Origin of the sequence: Pseudomonas sp. S9, from assembly GCF_000222125.1 — a bacterium.
GTDB classification, from domain to species: Bacteria; Pseudomonadota; Gammaproteobacteria; order Pseudomonadales; family Pseudomonadaceae; genus Aquipseudomonas; species Aquipseudomonas segetis.
In genome coordinates this window covers 153679-167727 of the sequence record NZ_AFFX01000005.1, presented here as the reverse complement: position 1 = coordinate 167727, position 14049 = coordinate 153679, and the positions used below count along the sequence as shown (strand labels likewise).

Annotated in this window: 13 protein-coding genes and 1 pseudogene; 10 read left to right on the top strand and 4 right to left on the bottom strand. The window is 58.3% G+C overall.

Annotated elements, in window-relative coordinates; genetic code table 11:
• Nucleotides 1-109: 109 nt before the first annotated feature.
• Nucleotides 110-2112: pseudogene (locus PSES9_RS23465) on the bottom strand (sensor histidine kinase); the annotation flags it as partial.
• Between the two features lie 324 nt (nt 2113-2436).
• Between PSES9_RS23465 and PSES9_RS0112150 the strand changes: the two are divergent.
• The 5 genes from PSES9_RS0112150 to PSES9_RS0112130 all read left to right on the top strand — a co-directional run bounded on the left by PSES9_RS0112150 (nt 2437) and on the right by PSES9_RS0112130 (nt 6648).
• Nucleotides 2437-3231 carry a bifunctional hydroxymethylpyrimidine kinase/phosphomethylpyrimidine kinase gene (locus PSES9_RS0112150; RefSeq protein WP_010487272.1) on the top strand — a complete coding sequence of 265 codons (795 nt, stop codon included), beginning with the start codon at nt 2437-2439 and terminating at the stop codon, nt 3229-3231.
• 13 nt (nt 3232-3244) lie between these two features.
• Nucleotides 3245-3868: a thiamine phosphate synthase gene (thiE, locus tag PSES9_RS0112145; protein WP_010487270.1), complete on the top strand. Its 624-nt coding sequence runs from the start codon at nt 3245-3247 to the stop codon at nt 3866-3868.
• A 68-nt stretch (nt 3869-3936) separates the two neighbouring features.
• Nucleotides 3937-5226 carry a glutamate-1-semialdehyde 2,1-aminomutase gene (gene hemL / locus PSES9_RS0112140; protein ID WP_010487268.1) on the top strand — a complete coding sequence of 430 codons (1290 nt, stop codon included), beginning with the start codon at nt 3937-3939 and terminating at the stop codon, nt 5224-5226.
• Entirely contained in the window at nt 5226-5879 is a 654-nt protein-coding gene (locus PSES9_RS0112135) for a DUF6962 family protein (RefSeq protein WP_010487266.1), read from the top strand. Before hemL ends, PSES9_RS0112135 begins: the two co-directional genes overlap by 1 nt.
• A 223-nt stretch (nt 5880-6102) precedes the next feature.
• Nucleotides 6103-6648, top strand: a complete 546-nt coding sequence (locus PSES9_RS0112130; RefSeq protein WP_010487265.1) for a tetratricopeptide repeat protein — start codon at nt 6103-6105, stop codon at nt 6646-6648.
• A gap of 56 nt (nt 6649-6704) precedes the next feature.
• Here PSES9_RS0112130 and PSES9_RS0112125 read toward each other — a convergent pair whose 3' ends face one another.
• Nucleotides 6705-7028 (bottom strand): DUF1820 family protein, encoded by a 324-nt coding sequence (locus PSES9_RS0112125; RefSeq protein ID WP_010487263.1) that lies wholly within the window; start codon nt 7026-7028, stop codon nt 6705-6707.
• A gap of 165 nt (nt 7029-7193) precedes the next feature.
• On the opposite strand from PSES9_RS0112125, the gene miaB reads away from it, so the two are divergent.
• From miaB to lnt, 5 genes are all read left to right on the top strand, one after another.
• The gene (gene miaB, locus PSES9_RS0112120) at nt 7194-8537 is read left to right on the top strand and encodes a tRNA (N6-isopentenyl adenosine(37)-C2)-methylthiotransferase MiaB (protein WP_010487262.1); all 1344 of its coding nucleotides are present in this window, start codon (nt 7194-7196) and stop codon (nt 8535-8537) included.
• A gap of 134 nt (nt 8538-8671) precedes the next feature.
• Nucleotides 8672-9676, top strand: coding sequence for a PhoH family protein (locus PSES9_RS0112115; RefSeq protein WP_010487261.1), 1005 nt, complete (start codon nt 8672-8674; stop codon nt 9674-9676).
• Nucleotides 9669-10127, top strand: coding sequence for an rRNA maturation RNase YbeY (gene ybeY, locus PSES9_RS0112110; protein WP_010487260.1), 459 nt, complete (start codon nt 9669-9671; stop codon nt 10125-10127). Before PSES9_RS0112115 ends, ybeY begins: the two co-directional genes overlap by 8 nt.
• A gap of 33 nt (nt 10128-10160) precedes the next feature.
• On the top strand, nt 10161-11000 hold the full coding sequence (locus PSES9_RS0112105; protein ID WP_010487259.1) for an HlyC/CorC family transporter: 840 nt from the start codon (nt 10161-10163) through the stop codon (nt 10998-11000).
• Between the two features lie 117 nt (nt 11001-11117).
• Entirely contained in the window at nt 11118-12638 is a 1521-nt protein-coding gene (lnt, locus tag PSES9_RS0112100; RefSeq protein ID WP_010487258.1) for an apolipoprotein N-acyltransferase, read from the top strand.
• Between the two features lie 18 nt (nt 12639-12656).
• Here the strand turns inward: lnt and PSES9_RS0112095 are convergent, their stop codons facing one another.
• Together PSES9_RS0112095 and PSES9_RS0112090 are read right to left on the bottom strand one after the other, a co-directional pair.
• The gene (locus PSES9_RS0112095) at nt 12657-13415 is read right to left on the bottom strand and encodes a YdcF family protein (RefSeq protein ID WP_010487257.1); all 759 of its coding nucleotides are present in this window, start codon (nt 13413-13415) and stop codon (nt 12657-12659) included.
• Nucleotides 13416-13551: 136 nt separating this feature from the next.
• Nucleotides 13552-13977 (bottom strand): hypothetical protein, encoded by a 426-nt coding sequence (locus tag PSES9_RS0112090; RefSeq protein WP_010487256.1) that lies wholly within the window; start codon nt 13975-13977, stop codon nt 13552-13554.
• Nucleotides 13978-14049: the final 72 nt, after the last annotated feature.

Below are 14049 nucleotides of genomic sequence, written 5' to 3'. Positions count from 1 at the left end.
GTTTTTCAATACAGGGGGATTTAAGGCAGATTCGAGGTCGTTTCAGCCAGCGATCCCGCCCTGAAAGACGGGCAATTGATCAGCTTTATGAAGGTTGGCGTTGCGAATGGGGTGCAGCGGCGAGTGTGCCGGCAAGCGCCAGGCGCACGTTCAGTCTGAAATGGCTGCCCCTGCCCGGCTGCGACTCGTGGCTCAGGTCACCGTCAAGCAGGGCGACCATCTGCCGGCAAATAGCCAAGCCAATGCCCAAGCCACCAAAGCGCCGGGTCATCGAGCCGTCCAATTGCTGGAAGCATTGGTACAAGGAGTGGTTATGGGCCTGGTTGAAGCCCGCACCGGTATCAATCACATCAATGCACAACGGCACATCAGCCCGGGCGCCAGGTTGCGAACTGATGCGCAAGGTCACGCTGCCTTTATCAGTGAACTTAATCGCATTATCCAGGAGAATGCCGATACTCATGCGAAGCTTGGCCAAGTCACCTTCCAACTCATCGGCCAGCGCCTCATCGTACTCAACCACGAACTCCAGGCCCTTGCCCTGCGCAAGCGGCATGTACTGGTCGCTCAGCGAATCAATCAATACCCGCAAGCTGAATGGCTCGCACAAAGGATACAAGCGGCCAGCCTGCAACTCCGTCAGGACCAGGATGTTATTGATCATGCGCATCATTTCTTGCGCGGACCCCTGGGCCATGGCGCGATACTGCTCCATTTCATTGTCCAGGCGAACGGTTTGTAACAAGTCCAAAGAGCCAATCACTCCATTCATGGGCGTGCGCAATTCGTGGCTGATGGTCGCCAGGAACTCGTCCTTGAGCCGATTATTGTTGGCCAGCGCCTGGTTGAGCGACTCCAGCTCACGCCGGGCCGACTGCAAAATAGCGGTGCGCTCCTCCTTGAGAACGTTGATCCTGTCCGCCAGGGCCAGGGACAGCAGTGCCACCTCAAGCGCCGAGCCAATCTGGCTGGCGTACATGGTGATAAACACATTTGGCAAAAAGCCGAGGACCATAAGCGTATTGACGATGCCACCGAGCAAAAACGCCGACCAGGCAAAGATGAAGTAACGCGCCACGCGCATGCCGCTCAACCAGGCATTCAGGCCCGCCCAGAAAACCACCAGGGTGAAGACCAACGCCAGGTATGTGGCAAGGCGTAGTGACAAGGCATAGCTGGCGGTCAAGGCCAAGACCATCACCAGCACCGCCACCAGCATCACAACAAGCAGAGTGCGATCTAGCCACTTGCCATGATGGGAGGTTTGCAAAAAACTACGCGCGAACTGGGTGCCGAAAAATGTCGCGGAGCCGATCAAGAAGGGCGTGGCGGCATTCGCCCACCATGGGCTCTCCGGCCAGAAATACGCGATACCCGCGCCGTTCACCGACACCTGGTAAAGACCAAAGGAGGCAATATACAGAATGTAGTAAAGGTAGCTGGTGTCGCGCACGCTGAGATAGATGAACAGGTTGTAGACCATCATCCCCAACAGCACGCCGTAGATGATACCCAGCACATATATGCGCGTCGGCTGGCTTTCTATATAGGCATTCGGCGCCCAAAGCTTCAACGGTGCCTGGATGGACCCCTGGCTTTGCAAGCGCAAATAGACCCGCCGGGGCTGGTTGGGTTGCAAGCCCAACTCGAACAGGAAGTTATTGTTTTTGATTTCCCGCGAAGCATAAGGCAGGGCGTCACCCGTCCTGCGCTGCAGGTCGAAACCACCTCGGCCGTTGTCGATATAGAGCATCAGGTGATCGAGTGGTGGATAGGCCAACTCCAGTAGAGCATCAGGTGATCGAGTGGTGGATAGGCAAACTCCACCAGCCAGGATTTCTCGCCAGTCGCCTGCAAGGGTTGGTAATCCAGATCAACACGCAGCCAAAATACCGACCGCGAGTAACCGGCATTCAGTACCTGTTCAGATTGGCGCTTGAAACGCGGCGCAAAGTCAGCCGACGAGACTTGATCAATAGTGGCGGCACCACTGGCGTCTTCAAGTACATAGCTCTCGCGACCCAAATCTACTGATCGCGTATGTTCATCAAATGTCACGGCCCCGGCCAACACCGGCCAGACAGCAAGCAACAGGATCAAAATGGTGCGCATTCAGCCCCGCGGTAACGTGATGACCGACAACTTCGGACTGCGCCGTGAGCCCCAACTCACTTATTTGACGCCGTCTGGCATGCCTGTTTCTTCGAATTATCGACACGATATCACAGGCTAAAACCTGCAATAAGCAACCTTCTCACATATTATGCAGTAACTTGACCAGCTCACATTTAGCCAAAGGTTTTAACCCAAGCTGAAATCCTGATACATGGGTCAGGCAAGCGTTCTAGCCACCCGCTTTAAAATCGCCAATCGCTATAGCGCCAGACATTCATGTCGCAGGCCAATATCCGCGATTTAATGATAAGCTCGCGCACCATGAAAATGCCTACTTCCCGCCCAGTAGTACTTTGCCTGTCTGGACACGACCCAAGTGGTGGTGCCGGTTTGCAGGCCGATATCGAAGCGCTGCTCGCCCAGGGCTGTCACGCTGCACCTACGGTGACTGCCTTGACCGTTCAGGACACTGTCAACGTGAGTGACTTCCGCGTGCTGGATCGCGAATGGGTGCTGGCGCAAGCCAATGCCGTCATCGCCGACCTGCATGTCGAGGCGATCAAGCTGGGCATGCTCGGCTCGGTCGAAATGGTCGAGACGGTGCTGGAGATCCGCGCCAAGCTGCCCGGTATTCCCCTGGTCTGCGACCCCGTTCTGCGCGCAGGAGGTGGTGGCGCGCTGGGTAAGGATGAAGTCGGGTACGCCATGCGCGAACGACTCTTCCCGGCCTCAACAATTGCCACGCCCAACCTGCCCGAAGCCCGGATCCTGGCCGAATTGCCTGATGGCAGCGCCGATGAGTGCGCCGCCAAACTGCTGCCCTTCATCGAACACCTGCTGATTACCGGCGGCCATGGTGACGAGCACGAAGTACACAATCGCCTTTACTCGCGCGGCGGCGACCAACACACCTTCACCTGCCAGCGCCTGCCTGGGAGCTATCACGGCTCGGGTTGCACCCTGGCGAGTACCTTGGCAGGACGCCTGGCGATTGGCGAAGAGTTGATCAGCGCAGTGCGCACAGCTCTCGACTACACCTGGCGCACCCTGCGCGACGCAGAACGGCCCGGCCAGGGCCAATTTATTCCACGGCGCCTGCCGTTGGATGGGGTCTGATGGAGAACATCCGATGAAATTGCGCGGGCTCTACGCAATTACCGACAGCCAGCTTCTGGCAGGTGACAAGTTGCTGCCCTATACCGAGGCGGCGCTTGAAGGTGGCGCCAGGCTACTGCAGTACCGTGACAAATCGACCGATGAAGCACGACGCCTGCGCGAGGCTGAAGCATTGCGCGAGCTGTGTGATCGCTACGGCGCAGCCTTGATCATCAACGATGACGCAGAACTGGCAGCACGTCTTGGCGTCGGCTTTCACCTGGGCCAGAGTGACGGCTCGCTGGCAGCCGCGCGAGCCCTGCTGGGCCGCAATGCCATTATAGGCGGCACCTGCCACGCCGAGCTTGAGCTGGCGCAGAACGCAGTCAGCGAAGGTGCCAGCTACGTCGCCTTTGGCCGCTTTTTCAACTCAAACACCAAGCCGGGTGCGCCGAGTGCGACTGTCGAACTGCTTAACCAGGCCGCGACTCGCTTCCACCTGCCAATCGTGGCGATTGGCGGCATCACCCTTGAGAACGCCCCGCAGTTGATCAGCGCAGGCGCCAGCATGATTGCAGTTATTCACGGGCTGTTTGCCGCCGACTCGACCGCTGAAGTCGAACGCCGCGCCCGTGCGCTCAGCGCGCTATTTAACTAGGCCGCAGGCCAACCACAGATTAAATTTTGCAGGGCTCGATTGCCCTGCGCAGACTTTAAGAGGCTCCCATGTCACGCTCAGAAACCCTGTTTGCCAATGCCCAGCAACACATCCCAGGCGGCGTAAATTCCCCGGTTCGCGCCTTCAAGAGTGTGGGCGGTACTCCCCTGTTCTTCAAACACGCCGCAGGTGCCTATGTCACTGACGAAGACGACAAGCGCTATGTCGACTACGTGGGCTCCTGGGGCCCGATGATCCTTGGCCACAGCCACCCGGAAGTGCTTGACGCGGTACGCAAACAGCTGGAGCACGGCCTGTCTTACGGCGCGCCAACAGCCATGGAAACCGAAATGGCCGACCTGGTGTGCAGCATAGTGCCGTCCATGGAAATGGTGCGCATGGTCAGCTCCGGCACCGAATCGACCATGAGCGCAATCCGCCTGGCCCGTGGCTTTACTGGCCGTGACTCGATCATCAAATTCGAAGGCTGCTACCACGGCCATTCCGACAGCCTGCTGGTCAAGGCCGGCTCCGGCGCATTGACCCTTGGCGTGCCAAGCTCACCGGGCGTACCCGAAGCCTTCGCCAAGCACACCCTGACCTTGCCCTTCAACGACATCGACGCCGTGGCCAAGTGCCTGGAAGAAGTCGGCAAGGACGTGGCCTGCATCATCGTCGAGCCTGTGGCAGGCAACATGAACTGTGTACCGCCAGCGCCCGGCTTCCTTGAAGGCCTGCGCGAGCAGTGCGACAAACATGGCGTGGTGTTGATCTTCGACGAAGTCATGACCGGTTTCCGCGTTGCCCTGGGCGGTGCTCAGGCGCATTACGGCGTGACGCCAGATCTGTCGACCTTCGGCAAGATCATCGGTGGCGGCATGCCCGTTGGCTGCTTCGGCGGCAAACGCGAGATCATGAGCCACATCGCCCCGCTGGGCCCGGTTTACCAGGCTGGCACCTTATCCGGCAACCCGCTGGCCATGGCCGCCGGGCTGACCACGCTGCGCTTGATCAGCCGCCCGGGCTTCCACGCCGAGCTGAGCGACTACACCGCTCGCTTGCTGCAAGGCCTGCAAGAGCGCGCCGATGCTGCAGGGATCGCCTTCACCACCACCCAAGCCGGCGGCATGTTTGGCCTGTACTTCACCGAACGCAAGAGCATCAGCAGCTTTGAAGACGTGATGAGCAGCGACACCGAACGCTTCAAGCAGTTCTTCCACCTGATGCTCAAGGGTGGCGTGTACCTGGCGCCTAGCGCATTCGAAGCCGGCTTCACTTCGATCGCACTTGGCGACGCAGAGCTCAAGCTGACCCTCGATGCAGCCGAGAATGCGTTCGCCGAGATGTCCAAAGCCTGATGCAGTACAGCACTGCCGCCAGCGACGCATTGCTGGCGCTGGCTTGCATCGCCAGCGCCCTCATCGTTGGCAAGGCCCGGGCGCGTTACCACGAAGCCGATCAACCGGCCTTGTTCTGCGCCCTGCTTGGGTTCGCCCTGACAGCTGGCGCTGCTATTTGCGGCAGCGTGCGCTATGGCCTTGACCCTGACTGGCAAGGCACCCATCTCGGGCTGAGCCAGGCCAGCCCCTTCCTCGGCCTGCCCCTGATCGGCTGGGCAGCCCTGGCGTTAAGCCGCCGCTGGGCCTGGAGTCGAAGCAACTGGGGACGGATACTGCTCGGCCTGTGCGCCTTCTTCGAACTGGCACGGCAACTTAATCAACTGGCTGAGTACCGCTTGCTGCTGAACCTCAGCACCCTCGCGCTGGTGCTCTACGCCGGAATCATCCAGCGCCACAACAAGGCCTTGATCTGCGCGGCAGCCGCTGCGGTTGGACTCTTTGCAGTCGCAGGCCTGGCTGTTGGCACCAATGGCTACTTGGGTGGCATACGCCGGGTAGACCTGTTTCACCTGCTGCTGACACCCGCCTATCCGCTACTTGCCTGGCTATTATTGAAACTGCCAGGGCATAGCGCGGTCTCAACTCAAACCGGTGAGCCAACAAGGCAATAGCTCGCCGGCGAGCCATTTAACCGCTCAAGCTGCGGATTTAAATGAAATAAATACGGTTTTCCTGTGAATCCACACGGGACGCAAAGCCGCCGTATTACAGCTATTTACGATAAACACCCTAAACACTTTGTAAGAACACCGCTGCTTATTTCATAATGTGACACCCGCCACGTTTTACGGGCCACTCATTAGTCGTATTGCACTGCGAGGAACACGGACTTTCATGAACCGCACCGGCCGCGCCCTTTCTCTGGGCTGCCTGCTGCTTCTGCCCTTACTCGCTTTTGCGGGCGGTAATTCGCTGCTTATTCCGGCGACAGGGAGCTGCTCACTAAACACCGCTCCCGAAGAACTGCCTGACGCACTTGAAGCGTGTCTGGCATCCGCCAATGCAGGCGATCCCCAGGCAGCCTTTGAGCTGGGTGAGTTCTATTACGATGGTGAACGCGCGCCCCGCGACCTGCAACAGTCGCTCAACTGGTTCGAGCAGGCCTCACTCAAGGGCCACGCGCAAGCGCAGTATCACCTCGGCATGATGTTCTTTCGCGGCGAAGGCGTGCAGGCCAACAATATTCAGGCCTACATTGTGCTGAAGATGGCGGCAGTCAACGGCTCGGACCAGGCCATGGACAGCGCAGACCTGATTGCCGCGCAAATGCAGCGCAGTGAGCTGGAAATTTCCAACCAGGTGCTGGGGCAGATATTCCGCAACTACCTGCAGGAACTGCAGACAGCCGAACATATAACGCCTTTCAACCCGCTACCCTAGCGGACAGGCGCACCAATGCTGCTGAACAGTGTTGATGCGCCAACAACAGGTCCGGCCTACTTGTCAGGCATCGGCATGGGGAACGGCATGATATTGCCGCCACCCTTGGCCTCGCTGATCTTCGGTGTGCCCAGGCGCTCGACCTCATCAATTCGAATAATTGAATGCATCGGCACAAAGCTGCGCACGACGCCATCAAACTGTGCCTTGAGTTTCTCTTCACTCGGGTCGACTACGACCTGGGTGCGCTCGCCAAAGACAAACTCCTCCACCTCCAAAAAGCCCCACAGATCACTTTGAAAGATCTGCTTGGCGTACATTTCGTACACCTGACCCTGGTTAAGAAAAATCACTTTATAGATAGGTTCGCGCTTGCTCATATAGGCAGTTTAGTCGGGCCAGAAAAATAACGGGCGCGAATCATAGCATGCAGCCAGCCAGGTATAGGCTCTATTTCTTCTTGCGACCAACCATCAACAACCCCTAGGAACACAAGCGCTTGGGGCTTATAATGCGCGGTTCTTCGAATCACCCTTTGAGCCCGCATGACCAAGAAGCTTTACATCGAAACCCACGGCTGCCAGATGAACGAGTACGACAGCTCGCGCATGGTCGATCTTTTGGGCGAACATCAAGCACTGGAAGTTACTGAACGCGCCGAAGATGCAGATCTGATTCTGCTCAACACCTGCTCCATCCGTGAGCGCGCGCAAGACAAGGTATATTCCCAGCTGGGCCGCTGGCGTGAACTGAAACTGGGCAACCCGGACCTGGTCATCGGGGTCGGAGGCTGCGTTGCCAGCCAGGAAGGCGCGGCAATTCGCGACCGCGCGCCCTATGTCGACGTGGTATTTGGCCCGCAAACCCTGCACCGATTGCCGGAAATGATCAACGCCGCACGCACCACCAAGCTGCCGCAAGTTGATGTCTCCTTCCCGGAAATCGAAAAATTCGACCGCCTGCCAGAACCACGCATTGACGGGCCGACCGCCTACGTTTCGGTGATGGAAGGCTGCAGCAAGTACTGCACCTTTTGCGTAGTGCCCTACACCCGCGGCGAAGAAGTCAGCCGCCCCATGGCCGACGTGCTTTCAGAGATCATCCACCTGGCCGAGAACGGTGTGCGCGAGGTGACTCTGCTCGGGCAAAACGTCAACGGTTACCGGGGCGACACCGGCGACGGCCAGACCGCCGACTTCGCCGAGCTGCTCTATGCGGTCGCAGCGATCGACGGCATTGACCGTATTCGCTACATGACCTCGCACCCGCTGGAGTTTTCCGACGCACTGATCCAGGCCCACGCGGACATCCCGGAACTGGTCAAATACCTGCATTTGCCTGTGCAATCCGGTTCCGACCGGATTCTCGCGGCCATGAAGCGCAACCATACGGCGCTTGAGTTCAAGTCACGGATTCGCAAGCTCAAGGCCGTGGTTCCGGAGATCCTGATCAGCTCCGACTTCATTATCGGTTTCCCGGGCGAAACCGAGAAAGACTTCGAGCAGACCATGAAACTGGTCGAGGATGTCGGCTTCGACTTTTCCTTCTCGTTCGTCTACAGCGCGCGCCCTGGAACGCCAGCCGCCGACCTGCCCGACGACACCCCCGAAGAGCTGAAAAAACAGCGACTGAAGATCCTGCAGGATCGCATCAACCAGATCGGCTCGGCCAACACACGACGCATGGTCGGTAGCGTCCAGCGCATTCTGGTCAGCGATTATTCAAGGAAAGACCCTGGCATGCTGCAAGGCCGCACCGAGAACAACCGCGTGGTCAACTTCCGCTGCGACAACCCGAGCCTGATTGGCCAATTTGTCGACGTAATGATCGACAGCGCCCATTCTTACTCGCTGCGTGGCAGCCTGATTACCGACCCGGGCGCAGAATAAACCTGTGCAGCCCAATAAATCAGGGCCTTTCATACAGACTGGACTAAAGCCTATGCTGTTCATGCTTTCATGCGTGAACAGCTAAGGCTATTCTTGCTCAACGACCCCTGCCGACTGGCGGCCAACTTATTATTTTGAACATACAGACAGAACCACATCATTTTATCCTCGAGCCGTTCGAAGCCAACCGCTTTGCCAATCTTTGCGGCCAATTTGATGAGAACCTGCGCCTGATTGAGCAGCGTCTCGAAATCGAAATCCGTAATCGCGGCAATCAGTTCGAACTGCTTGGCGATGGCGAGCAAACCCGCGCAGCAGAGCGACTACTGCGCCGCCTCTACCGTGAAGCCAAAAACACGGAACTGTCGCCCGACATGGTGCACCTGTTCCTGCAGGAGTCCGGTATCGAGGAGCTGAAAAACTCAACGGTCGAATCCAACGTAGCCCTGCGCACGCGCAAAGGCATGATCAGGCCGCGCGGCACCAATCAGCAGGCGTACGTCAAATCCATACTTGAGCACGACATCAATTTCGGCATTGGCCCGGCAGGCACCGGCAAGACGTACCTGGCTGTCGCCTGCGCGGTTGACGCCCTGGAGCGCGAGCAAATTCGCCGCATCCTGCTGGTACGCCCCGCAGTTGAAGCCGGTGAAAAACTCGGCTTCCTGCCTGGCGACCTGTCGCAAAAGATCGACCCCTATCTGCGCCCGCTGTATGACGCACTGTACGAGATGCTCGGTTTTGAACAGGTAGCCCGCCTGATCGAGAAACAGGTGATTGAGGTTGCCCCGCTCGCCTATATGCGCGGCCGAACCCTCAACAACAGCTTTATCATTCTCGACGAAAGCCAGAACACCACGCTTGAGCAGATGAAGATGTTCCTGACCCGGATCGGCTTCGGCTCCACCGCAGTGATCACCGGCGATATCACCCAGGTCGACCTGCCACGCGGCACCAAATCCGGCCTGACCCATGTGATAGAGGTTTTGCGCGACGTTCCCGGCATCAGTTTTACTCACTTCAAGCCCAAGGACGTGGTCCGCCACCCATTGGTACAGCGTATTGTCGAAGCCTACGAGCGCTTCGACGAGCGCACACAGGGCAAGCCCGCCAATGAACGAGGCAGCAACGATGCTTGAGCTGGACCTTCAAATCGCCAGCGATGCCGGCGATTTACCCAGCGAAGCGCAGTTTTTCAACTGGTGCGAGGTTGCCCTGCGCCAGCGTAGCGCTGACTCGGAGTTGACCATACGCCTTGTCGACGAAGCCGAGGGGCTGGAGCTCAACCACACTTATCGCCAACGCGAGTACGCCACCAACGTGCTCTCGTTCCCGGCGGACGTACCGGATGAAATGCTCGATATCCCGCTGCTGGGCGACTTGGTAATTTGTGCACCCGTGGTTACCCGCGAGGCAATGGAACAGGGCAAAGACCTGACCGCCCACTGGGCACACCTGGTGATTCACGGCTGCTTGCATCTGCTTGGTTACGACCATATTGAAGATGCGCAAGCCGAGGAAATGGAAACATTGGAACGTAAACTGCTCGCCGAGCTGGGTCATCCCGACCCCTATGCCGACGACGAATGATTGATCACAAGCAAGGATCCTGAGTAAAACCCCATGAGCGAAGACCGATCGAGCAACGAGCAAAAGTCATGGCTGAACAAGCTGACACAGGCTTTTGCTCACGAGCCGAGAAACCGTCAAGAACTGCTGGAAGTCTTGCGCGAAGCGCACCAGAACAAGCTCCTGGACAGCGAGGCCCTGGCCATCGTTGAAGGCGCAATCCAGGTCGCCGACCTGCAAGTTCGCGACATTATGGTTCCACGTTCACAGATGATCAGCATCAAAGCCACCCAAACTCCAAAAGAGTTCCTGCCATCGATTATCGAGGCCGCGCACTCGCGCTATCCGGTAGTGGGTGAAAGCCTTGATGATGTGATCGGCATTCTGCTTGCAAAGGATCTGCTGCCGCTGATCCTGCAGGAGGAGCAGCAAAGCTTCAACATCAAGGACCTGCTGCGCCCGGCGACCTTTGTTCCCGAGTCCAAGCGCCTCAACGTACTGCTGCGCGAATTCCGCGCCAATCACAACCACATGGCGGTGGTGATTGACGAGTACGGCGGTGTCGCGGGCCTGGTGACCATTGAAGACGTGCTTGAGCAGATCGTCGGCGACATTGAAGACGAACACGACGTCGAGGAAGACAGCTACGTCAAGCCGCTGCCAAGCGGGGATTTCCTGGTCAAGGCGCTGACCCCGATCGACAACTTCAATGAAGCCTTCGGCACCGACTTCTCCGACGACGAGTTCGATACTGTTGGTGGCCTGGTCATGAGCGCCTTTGGCCACCTGCCAAAACGCAATGAAGTGACCGAGATCGGCGGTTTCCGCTTCCGCATCCTCAATGCCGACAGCCGACGCGTACATTTGCTGCGCCTCACGCCTCTGGCAGGCTGATACAGGTCCCGGCCGAGCTGATTTGGCTCAGCCGGGACAACAAGATCAACTCTAAACTTGCCGAACATGGGCGCTTACCTATAGCCTCCAGCGGTCTTTTATCGTCTAGGATTCAACATGCGCTGGATCACCCGCCCGGGTTGGCTAGGTAACCTGATCAGCATGGCTGCAGGTGCCATCACTACACTGGCCCTTGCACCCTTTGATATCTGGCCACTGGCGCTGCTTTCAATCGCCCTGTTTTACCTTGGCCTGCGCGACCTGGCACCGGGCAAAGCGGCTAGCCGTGGCTGGTGCTATGGGTTCGGCCTGTTTGCCGCAGGCACCAGCTGGGTCTACGTCAGCATTCACACCTTTGGCGATGCCTCTCCCCTGCTGGCGGGCCTGCTGACGCTTGGTTTCGTCATGGGCCTTGTGCTGTTTTCCGCCTTGCCCGCCGCCATTTGGGCGCGCTGGATTCGCCGCCCCGAGGCACCACTGGCTGACGCCCTGGCATTCGCCGCACTCTGGGTGGCCCAGGAAGCCTTTCGCGGCTGGTTCCTGACGGGTTTCCCCTGGCTTTACGCCGGTTACAGTCAGCTCGACGGACCACTGGCCGGGCTTGCGCCAGTCGGTGGCGTATGGCTGATCTCATTTACCCTGGCTCTCAGCGCAGCGCTGTTGATCAATCTCTACTCGCTACGCAAACGCCCTGCGTTTCTAAGTGCCGGCGTAGTGCTATTGGCCGCGCCCTGGCTAGCTGGCTTGCTGCTCAACGGTCATGCCTGGACCCAACCCGCCGGACAGCCGCTGAGCCTGTTATCAATCCAGGGCAATATTGAACAGAGCATGAAATGGGACCCCGCCAAGCTTGAAGCCCAGCTTGAGCTGTATCGCGACCTGACACTCAATGCCAAGCCAACCGACCTGGTCATCTGGCCAGAAACAGCGGTGCCGGTGCTCAAGGACCAGGCCCTCGGCTACCTGGGCAGCATGGATAACTTTGCCAGTGAGCGAAAGTCAGCACTGATCACCGGCGTACCGATTCGCCAGCCCAATAAGGCCGGCGAGTTGCGCTATTACAACGGTGTGACCGTGCTTGGCCAGGGCAGCGGAGATTACCTGAAGCAAAAGCTAGTGCCATTTGGCGAATATGTACCATTGCAAGAAGTGCTGCGCGGCTTGATCGCCTTCTTCAACCTGCCCATGTCGGACTTTGCTCGCGGCGATTCCGATCAGCCCCTGCTTGAAGCCAAGGGCTACAGAATTGCCACACTGATCTGTTATGAAGTGGTTTATCCAGAGTTTGCCGCAGGCCTTGCCGCCAAAAGCGATCTACTGCTCACCGTGAGCAACGACGCCTGGTTTGGTCGCTCGATCGGTCCGCTGCAACATTTGCAGATGGCACAAATGCGCGCCCTGGAGGCGGGTCGCTGGATGATTCGCACCACCAACAACGGCATGACCGTGCTGATCGACCCAATGGGGGATATCACGGCAAAGCTGCCGCAGTTCAAGCGCGGCATGCTGTACGGCAGCGTCCATCCAATGCAGGGCCTGACGCCTTACCTGCAGTTTCGCTCCTGGCCGCTGATTATTCTCTGCGGCCTGTTGTTCGGCTGGGCTTTACTGGCCAGCCGCATGGCCAAGACAGTCTAAGCAGCCTCGACAGGAAACTTAGTAGAAGAGGCGATAGGCCATATGACCTATCGCCTCATTAATCAGCCAGGTGCTTTGCATAAAGGCCTTGCCGTCAGGCAACCAGCCTGCATCCGGACGAGCGTCCAGCTTGGCCAGCGACCCAACCGGAGCAGGCACCACAGCAAAACCCTGCTGTTGGAAACTCCAGCGCGCACGAGCCATATGAAAGGCCTGGGTAACCACGACCACGCGATTGATCTTCTCTGCTGCGAGGATTTCACGACTAAATTGTGCGTTTTCCCAAGTGGTCCGGCTCTGCGACTCTTGCCAACGCGTGGCCACGGAAAAATCCTCGTCCAGCACGTCGGCCATAATCGCCGCCTCGCTTGGCGGCTTGCCGAAATGCAATCCGCCGGATATCAATACTGGCAAGCCTGAAGCCCTGGCCAACCTTGCCGCATAGCGCAGGCGCTCGATGGCCAACGCACTGGGCTGATCCTCCGTCCAGGCCGCATCGCCCTGGTCTCGCCCGGCCCCAAGCACGACTATCGCATCGGCCAATTGCGCCAACTGAGCGACCTGCTCCGTACTCAGCGCCGGTTCCGTTTCGATCTGCCGCGCCGCCCATTCAACCGTCACCGGCAAGCTCATGACCCAAAGCCCTCCGGCACCACAGAAAAAACAGCACGCAGCAATACGCGGCGCCCGCTTGCGCAGCCACCATGAAAGAATCAGCAAGATAAACAACACGCCTGGCGGCATGCACAGTTGCTTGATCAGGAAAAGAAGCGGCATTGAGTCAATCCATCGACAGTCGCGAACGGCATTGTCACGAACAGGGCGCGCTGAAATATATCAGAACGCGGCCTCGATTCAGCAGCACAGGTCAAAGTCCCCGGCATTAAAGCTGGCCGGACAACTGTAACGAAACTCAATGCACTCCAGCGCGCACCAGCCGAAACAGGGTTGAACCACACGCCTGGCAACTAGATGCCCGCGAAAGCGACGGCATTGCCAAGGCGCTGCCGCACAGGGCGCAACTGAATTGCCCACGCCTGGCGCTCAATAACCTTGATCGTGACGCGGCCCTGCGTTGCATGCTCCAACTGGGACGACGCTCAAGGCTGGAAAACTCCCTGGCGGCGGCATGCCAGCCCTGCAGCCAGCTCAGGTCACGTTCCAGATAGGCATTGATCAACCCCAGCTCGGCAGGCGTCAAGCCACGTAACTCCAACTCTTGTGGTTCACTTGTAACAAGACCCTGCACGCTTTGTGCGTCATCCAGCGCGGTGGCCAGCCGTTGCAGTAAACGGCCATATAACCCGGCACTGGCTTTTACCCTTTTAAATTCGCCCATCAAGCACCTCATCCGGGTATACATGCTCTATTACTGAAAGCTTAGCGACCTGGCCTTATGCAGTGGGCCGCT